Source organism: Streptomyces silaceus (genome assembly GCF_001419745.1).
Lineage (GTDB): Bacteria > Actinomycetota > Actinomycetes > Streptomycetales > Streptomycetaceae > Streptomyces > Streptomyces silaceus.
In genome coordinates this window covers 1-6,508 of the sequence record NZ_LIRJ01000228.1, presented here as the reverse complement: position 1 = coordinate 6,508, position 6,508 = coordinate 1, and the positions used below count along the sequence as shown (strand labels likewise).

Genomic DNA, 6,508 nt, shown 5'->3' with positions numbered 1-6,508 from the left:
GTCCACCGCGCCGAGCGCCGCGTCCACGACGTTGTTGTGCCGCTCCAGCGGGATCTGCGGGGCGAACTGGATGGTGATGAAGCGCTCCAGCGTCGCGATGCGGTCCGCCGGGTCCGTGCCGCCGTCGAAGACGCCCGGCTGCACGATCGCGCTGCCCAGCTGCGCCCGGTTGGAGTCGGCGAGCACGTGGTTGTTGGACAGGATGTAGAACTTCGCCGGGACGCCGAGACCGGCGCCGGGCGGGTCGACGGAGGCGCCGGGCAGGAAGTCGTAGACCACGCTGCCGAGCGTGCCCGCGGTCACCCGGACGTTGCCGACCGAGAAGCCGGAGGGGCACGGGCGCATCCGGCGCTTGAGCAGCTGCGGCTCGAACGCGCCGCGCCCGGCGAGCTCCTCCAGCTGCGGCTGGCCGAGGCCCGAGAGCTGCTCGCTGATGCTGCCGTCGGGGTCGTACGTCACCGAGGAGCGGTCCTCGGCGCGGGAGCCCGGCCTGCTCTGCCGGCGCTGCGCGGCGATGTGGCCCACCGCGACGACGTCGGTCGGGGTGCCGTCGTCCATCTGGCGCGGGACGACGTCCCGCTCCGGGAGCATGGACTCGGGGACCTTCTGGGTGACGAACACCAGCACGGCGGGTTCGCCGGTGGGCTGTCCGTCGGACCACTTCACGCCGTGGCCGAAGCCGACGACGTTGGCGAGCGGCTGCTGGGGCCGCAGGAAGTCGGAGAGTGCCTGCTGGCGGGAGCTGTCGCTCAGCTGACCGCCAGTGGGTCCTCGCATCAGTTCGGGCTGGCTCACCACGCCAGACCACCTTTCCCCTGAGAAGGGTGGGGGTTCCGTGCCGTGCCCGGGGCGTCGCCGCCGTTACGTCCCGCCGTCCTGCGCGTCGACTTCGCCGATGGCGAGTACGCGTACGGGTACGCCTTCGAGCGTGTCCGGAACCACGTCTTCGTCACGGAGGCGGTCACGGGGCACCCGGTGGGTGACAAAGACGACGATCACGTCCTGACCCGAGTGCTCGTCCTTTCCGGTGCCGACTCCGGTGACATTGGCCAGCTTCATCAGCCGGCCCTCATGGAGGCTGCGTGCCTGCTGTGCGTCCACTCGGCTCGCCTCCCCGTGCGGGTGGTGCAGCTCTGCACGTAGGTGATGTCTATTGCGGTGTGCATCGCCGGTCAAGGTGTTCTGCGTTGATTCTTCGCATTGCTGGTGATCCGCTCCTGTTGACCTTGTTTACGAAGTCTCTTCCGACCAGTCGGCCGGGCGGCGACCGCACGGGCGGGTTCATGGAAGGAGGCCCCCCGGCGTCGGGCGGAGTTCAACCGTTGTTCAGGCGCGAGCGGGACGGTGGCGCCGAGAGCAGCCCGGCCCACCCCCCCCGTCCTCGCGCCTCAGGAGAAACCATGTCGCTCACCCGCAGGGACTTCACCAGACGCTCCGCGCTCACCGGGGCGGGGGTCGCCCTGGCCGGCAGTGTCGGCGCGCTCGCCACCGCGCCCGGCGCCCTCGCCGCCACCGACGTCGAGGCGGCCGGCGACGCCGAGGGCCTCGGCCACGGACACCACGGCCCCGGCTACGGCCCGCTGATCCCCGACCCCGAGGGCCTGCTCGCCCTGCCCGCCGGGTTCTCGTACCGCGTCCTGACGTACAGCGGGAAGACCACGCTGGAGAGCGGCGAGTCCACCCCCTCCCACCACGACGGCACCGCAGCCTTCGCGGGCCCGCGCGGCACCACCCTCCTCGTCAACAACCACGAGCTCAGCGGTCCCCGCAGCAAGTGGAAGCACCCCGTCCCGCTCACCGAGGGCCTCGTCTACGACCCCGCCGCGTCCGGCGGCTGCACCGTCGTCGAGGTCCGCCGCGACGGGCGGGTCGCCGAGTGGGTCGGCATCGCGGGCACCGCCACCAACTGCGCGGGCGGCAGCACCCCCTGGGGCACCTGGCTCACCTGCGAGGAGACCGAGGACAAGGCCGGCCAGAACGGCATGACCAAGGACCACGGCTACGTCTTCGAGGTCGACCCGCTCGACGCCCGTGCCAACCGCGACCCCGAGCCGATCAAGGCGCTGGGCCGCTACGCCCACGAGGCCGTCGTCGTCGACCCCAAGCGCGGCCACCTCTACCTCACCGAGGACGCCTCGAAGCCCAACGGCCTCCTCTACCGCTGGACCCCGCCGCAGGGCTTCACGCACGGACGCGGCAGGCTGCGCACCCTCGCCGACGACGCGGGCGTCCTGAAGGCGCCCAAGTGCTACGACTCCGGCGGCCGGTTCGTCGACGACCTCTCCCGCGCCACGAAGATCGGCACGGTGTACGGCGTGGACTGGGTCGAGGTCCCCGACCGCGACGCGCGGACCGTGCCCGTGCGCGAGCAGTTCGACGACGGCGACATCACCCGCGCCCGCAAGCTCGAAGGCATGTGGTGGGGCGACGGCGGCGCCTACATCGTCTCCTCCTACGCCCGCGCGGAGAGCCCCGTCCCGCACGACGGACAGGTGTGGTTCTACCACCCGGGCCGCCGCACCCTGACGCTGAAGGTGCTGCTCGGCGTCAACCCCGACCCGGGCCGGGACGGCGCTTTCGACGGCCCCGACAACATCACCGTCTCCCCGTACGGCGGCCTGGTCGTCGCGGAGGACGGCAGCGGCGTCCAGCACCTGTTCGGGGCGACCGAGCGCGGCCGTACGTACCCGATCGCGCGCAACGAACTCAACATCGGCACCGCCGACGAGCCGGAGTACAGCGAGTTCACCGGCGTCACGTTCTCGCCCGACGGCCGGACGCTGTACGCCAACATCCAGACGCCCGGCATCATGCTGGCCATCACCGGGCCCTGGAAGCGGCAGCGGAACTGAGCCTCTCCGCGGAGGCTGCTCATGTGAACTCCGGAGGCGCCGAAAAACCTTTGGCGCCTCCGGAGTTCACTCTTCTAAAGTAAGTCCCGTCCAGGTGCGAAGGCAGGACCTACTTCCACTTCTCATGGGGAGGCCGCGGGTTCGAGTCCCGCCGCCGGCACCACCGCGCCGGTGTAGCTCAGGGGCCAGAGCGCCATATCGGTTCCGCCGCCACGACCTCTGGACACCACAACTTCATGCAGTACCTGCACCTCCCGGTGCGCAGGTCAGCGGCTACTTCCTGTCAAGAAATCACGCCGCGGCCACTCTTGAACTCGGGAGGGCGAGCAGCTGGTGTGCCCGGTGCGAAGGCAGCGGTTACTTCTATGGATCAGATGGTTGCGGGTTCGAATCCCGTCATCGACCTCGGGTCGGTGTAGCTCAATCCGGTAGAGCATCCGACACAAGTCCGCAGCCGACCTCAGAACTCGGGCACACCAGCCGCATGCCTCCCCCGCACGAAAAGCACGAAGAATTCGGGGGAATTCTCATGGCACGCTTCAACACCAAGTCCTTGACCGCGCGCGTCACGTCACCGGTCACGTCCACCGGCCGCACCACGCCCACGCACCAGGGCGGCACCGGTCATCTGCGCGACCCGCGCTCCGAGCTCTTCCTGCTCGCCGTGGCCAACTTCGTCTCCCAGCAGACCTTCTACGAGACCGGCGACCGCCGCGACGACCGCTTCGCCGCGCTCGTGCGCCGCCTCGCCGTCGAGGACCCGGCGTGGACCGCGGGCCTGCTCGGCTGGCTGCGCGGCGACGGCAACATGCGCACGGCGTCCCTCGTCGGCGCCGCCGAGTACGTCAAGGCGCGCCTCGACGCGCAGGCCACCGACGGCCCGTCCAACCGCCGGGTCGTGGCCTCCGTGCTGCGCCGCCCGGACGAGCCCGGCGAGTTCCTCGGCTACTGGACGCAGACGTACGGCCGCAACCTCCCCCAGCCCGTCAAGCGCGGTGTCGCCGACGCCGTGCGCCGCCTCTTCAACGAGAAGTCGCTCCTGAAGTACGACACGGCCTCCAAGGGCTACCGCTTCGGCGACATCCTCAACCTCGTGCACGCGGCGCCCGACCCGGACAAGCCGTGGCAGGGCGACCTCTTCCAGTACGCGCTCGACCGGCGGCACCACCCGGAGACGGCCCAGGTGCCCGCGGGCGCGCGCGTGCTCGCCGCGCACCGCGAGCTGATGGAGCTGCCCGTCGCGGAGCGGCGCGCCGTCGTCACCGGCGAGGGCGGTGCCGAGCGGCTCGCCGCCGCGGGCATCACCTGGGAGGCGCTGGCCGGCTGGCTGCAGGGCCCCATGGACAAGGCGGCCTGGGAGGCCGTGATCCCGTCCATGGGCGCGATGGCGCTGGTCCGCAATCTGCGGAACTTCGACGAGGCGGGCGTCTCGGACGAGGTCGCGGCGGGCGTCGCGGCCAAGCTCGCCGACCCCGAAGTCGTCGCGACGTCGCGGCAGTTCCCCTTCCGCTACCTCGCCGCGTTCCAGCACGCGCCGTCGCTGCGCTGGTCCTACCCGCTGGAGCGGGCGCTCGGCCACTCGCTGGCGAACGTGCCGTCGCTGCCGGGCCGGACGCTGATCCTGGTCGACCGCTCCGGCTCGATGTGGTCGCCCCTGTCGGACCGGTCGCAGCTCAACCGCGCCGACGCGGCGGCGGTCTTCGGCACGGCGCTCGCGATGCGGGCCGCCGACGCGGACCTGGTCCAGTTCGGCTCCAGCAGCGCGCGGGTGACGTTCCGCTCGGGGGAGTCGGTCCTGAAGGTCCTCGGCCGCTTCGGCGACCTCGGCGGCACCAACACCACCGAGGCGGTGCGCCGCTTCTACAAGAAGCACGACCGGGTGCTGATCGTCACCGACGAGCAGGCCGCGTACCACTACCACGGCGACCCGACCGAGCAGGTCCCGGCGGAGATCCCCGTCTACACCTGGAACCTCGCGGGCTACCGCGCGGGCCACGGGGCCTCCGGCCAGGGCAACCGGCACGTGTTCGGCGGCCTCTCGGACGCGGCGTTCCGCATGGTGCAGCTGATCGAGTCGGGCCGGTCCGCCGACTGGCCCTGGGCGGCCTGAGCCGCCGGGCCGTCCCCGGACGGCCCGGCGCGGGTCTTGTCCCTCCCGGAGCCGGGATCTAACGTCACGATCCCCGACTCCGGGAGGTCCCGTGTCCGCGCCCCTCGACACCCCCGCGTCCCTCGACACCTTCGAGCGCTACCCGCTCCTCTTCGGCCCCTCGCCCGTCCACCCGCTGGAGCGGCTCACCCACCACCTGGGCGGCGCCACGCTCTGGGCCAAGCGGGAGGACTGCAACTCCGGGATCGCGTACGGCGGCAACAAGACCCGCAAGCTGGAGTACCTCGTCGCCGACGCCCTCGCGCAGGGCTGCGACACGCTCGTGTCCATCGGCGGTGTGCAGTCCAACCACACCCGCCAGGTCGCCGCGGTCGCCGCCCGCGCGGGCCTCACGTGCGTGCTCGTGCAGGAGAGCTGGGTCGAGTGGCCCGACTCCGTGTACGACAAGGTCGGCAACATCCTGATCAGCCGCCTCGCCGGCGCCGATGTGCGCCTGGTGCGGGCCGGGTTCGGGATCGGGGTCAAGGAGAGCTGGGAGCGGGCGGTCCGCGAGGTCGAGGAGGCGGGCGGCCGGCCGTACGCGATCCCCGCGGGCTGCTCCGAACACCGCCTCGGCGGCCTCGGATTCGCCAACTGGGCGTACGAGCTGGCCGAACAGGAAGCCGAGTTGGGCGTCTTCTTCGACACGGTCGTGGTGTGCTCGGTGACCGGGTCCACCCAGGCGGGCATGGTCGCGGGCTTCGCCGCGCTCGCCGAGGAGGGCGCGAGGCCCCGCCGCGTCCTCGGCATCGACGCCTCCGCGGCGCCGGACCGCACCCGCGAGCAGATCACCCGGATCGCCCGCGGCACGGCCGGGCTCATCGGCGTGCAGAAGGAGCTGACGGAGGCGGACGTCGAGCTGGACGAGCGGTATCACGCCGGCACGTACGGCGTGCCCGACGAGCGCACGCTCGCCGCGATGCGCCTGGCCGCCGGCACCGAGGGCATGATCACCGACCCCGTGTACGAGGGGAAGTCGATGGCGGGGATGGTCGACCTGGTGGCCCGGGGTGAGATACCGCGCGACGCGACCGTGCTCTACGCGCACCTCGGCGGGCAGCCCGCCCTGAACGCCTACAGTGCGCTGTTCTGAGGTTGCGCAGGGCGCTCTTTCGAGTTGTTTGTGTGTCTGTTCCATACCGATGTGAGGGCGGTGTGAGTACAGAGCATGGTGGAGCGGCCTTTACGGGGACCATACTGCGGTCATGACGAGGCCCTCCGGCTCGCGCCGCCACCTGCCGAACAGTCCCTTCAACCGGCCTGCCCCACCCGCACCACCCGTCGAGCACTTCGAGGTCGGCGACCGGGTCTCCCACGACCAGTACGGACTCGGAAGAATCGTCGGAGTCGAGGGCGAGGACGCTGTGGTCATCGACTTCGCGGGCCGCCAGGGGCGGTTCCTGAGCCCGTACCCGAAGCTCGCCAAGCTCTGACCCGGAGAATCCACGACGCCACCCGATACGCGTGAGGGGCGGCGGACCGCGTGCGCGGTCCGCCGCCCCTCACG

The 6,508-nt window shown here is 71.5% G+C and carries 6 protein-coding genes; 4 read left to right on the top strand and 2 right to left on the bottom strand.

Annotation, left to right across the window (positions count from 1 at the left end; genetic code table 11):
• Positions 1-777 (bottom strand): hypothetical protein (locus AOK22_RS21785; protein WP_055700387.1); only part of this gene is annotated, 777 nt, incomplete at its 3' end.
• 84 nt (positions 778-861) lie between these two features.
• Complete coding sequence (locus tag AOK22_RS21780; RefSeq protein WP_237773177.1) at positions 862-1,101, bottom strand: hypothetical protein; 240 nt, start codon at positions 1,099-1,101, stop codon at positions 862-864.
• A 299-nt stretch (positions 1,102-1,400) separates the two neighbouring features.
• On the opposite strand from AOK22_RS21780, the gene AOK22_RS21775 reads away from it, so the two are divergent.
• The 4 genes from AOK22_RS21775 (at position 1,401) to AOK22_RS21760 (ending at position 6,434) form a co-directional block, all read left to right on the top strand.
• Positions 1,401-2,852, top strand: coding sequence for an alkaline phosphatase PhoX (locus AOK22_RS21775; RefSeq protein WP_055700385.1), 1,452 nt, complete (start codon positions 1,401-1,403; stop codon positions 2,850-2,852).
• 529 nt (positions 2,853-3,381) lie between these two features.
• The gene (locus AOK22_RS21770; RefSeq protein WP_055700384.1) at positions 3,382-4,962 is read left to right on the top strand and encodes a TROVE domain-containing protein; all 1,581 of its coding nucleotides are present in this window, start codon (positions 3,382-3,384) and stop codon (positions 4,960-4,962) included.
• A 91-nt stretch (positions 4,963-5,053) separates the two neighbouring features.
• Positions 5,054-6,094, top strand: coding sequence for a 1-aminocyclopropane-1-carboxylate deaminase (locus tag AOK22_RS21765; protein WP_055700383.1), 1,041 nt, complete (start codon positions 5,054-5,056; stop codon positions 6,092-6,094).
• A 112-nt stretch (positions 6,095-6,206) separates the two neighbouring features.
• Entirely contained in the window at positions 6,207-6,434 is a 228-nt protein-coding gene (locus tag AOK22_RS21760; protein ID WP_055700382.1) for a CarD family transcriptional regulator, read from the top strand.
• Positions 6,435-6,508: the final 74 nt, after the last annotated feature.

What these genes read in the sequence shown, in the direction of transcription:
- AOK22_RS21775 (WP_055700385.1), top strand. Translation starts at nt 1,401, where the DNA reads ATGTCGCTCACCCGCAGGGACTTCACCAGACGCTCCGCGCTCACCGGG.
- AOK22_RS21770 (WP_055700384.1), top strand. Translation starts at nt 3,382, where the DNA reads ATGGCACGCTTCAACACCAAGTCCTTGACCGCGCGCGTCACGTCACCG.
- AOK22_RS21760 (WP_055700382.1), top strand. Translation starts at nt 6,207, where the DNA reads ATGACGAGGCCCTCCGGCTCGCGCCGCCACCTGCCGAACAGTCCCTTC.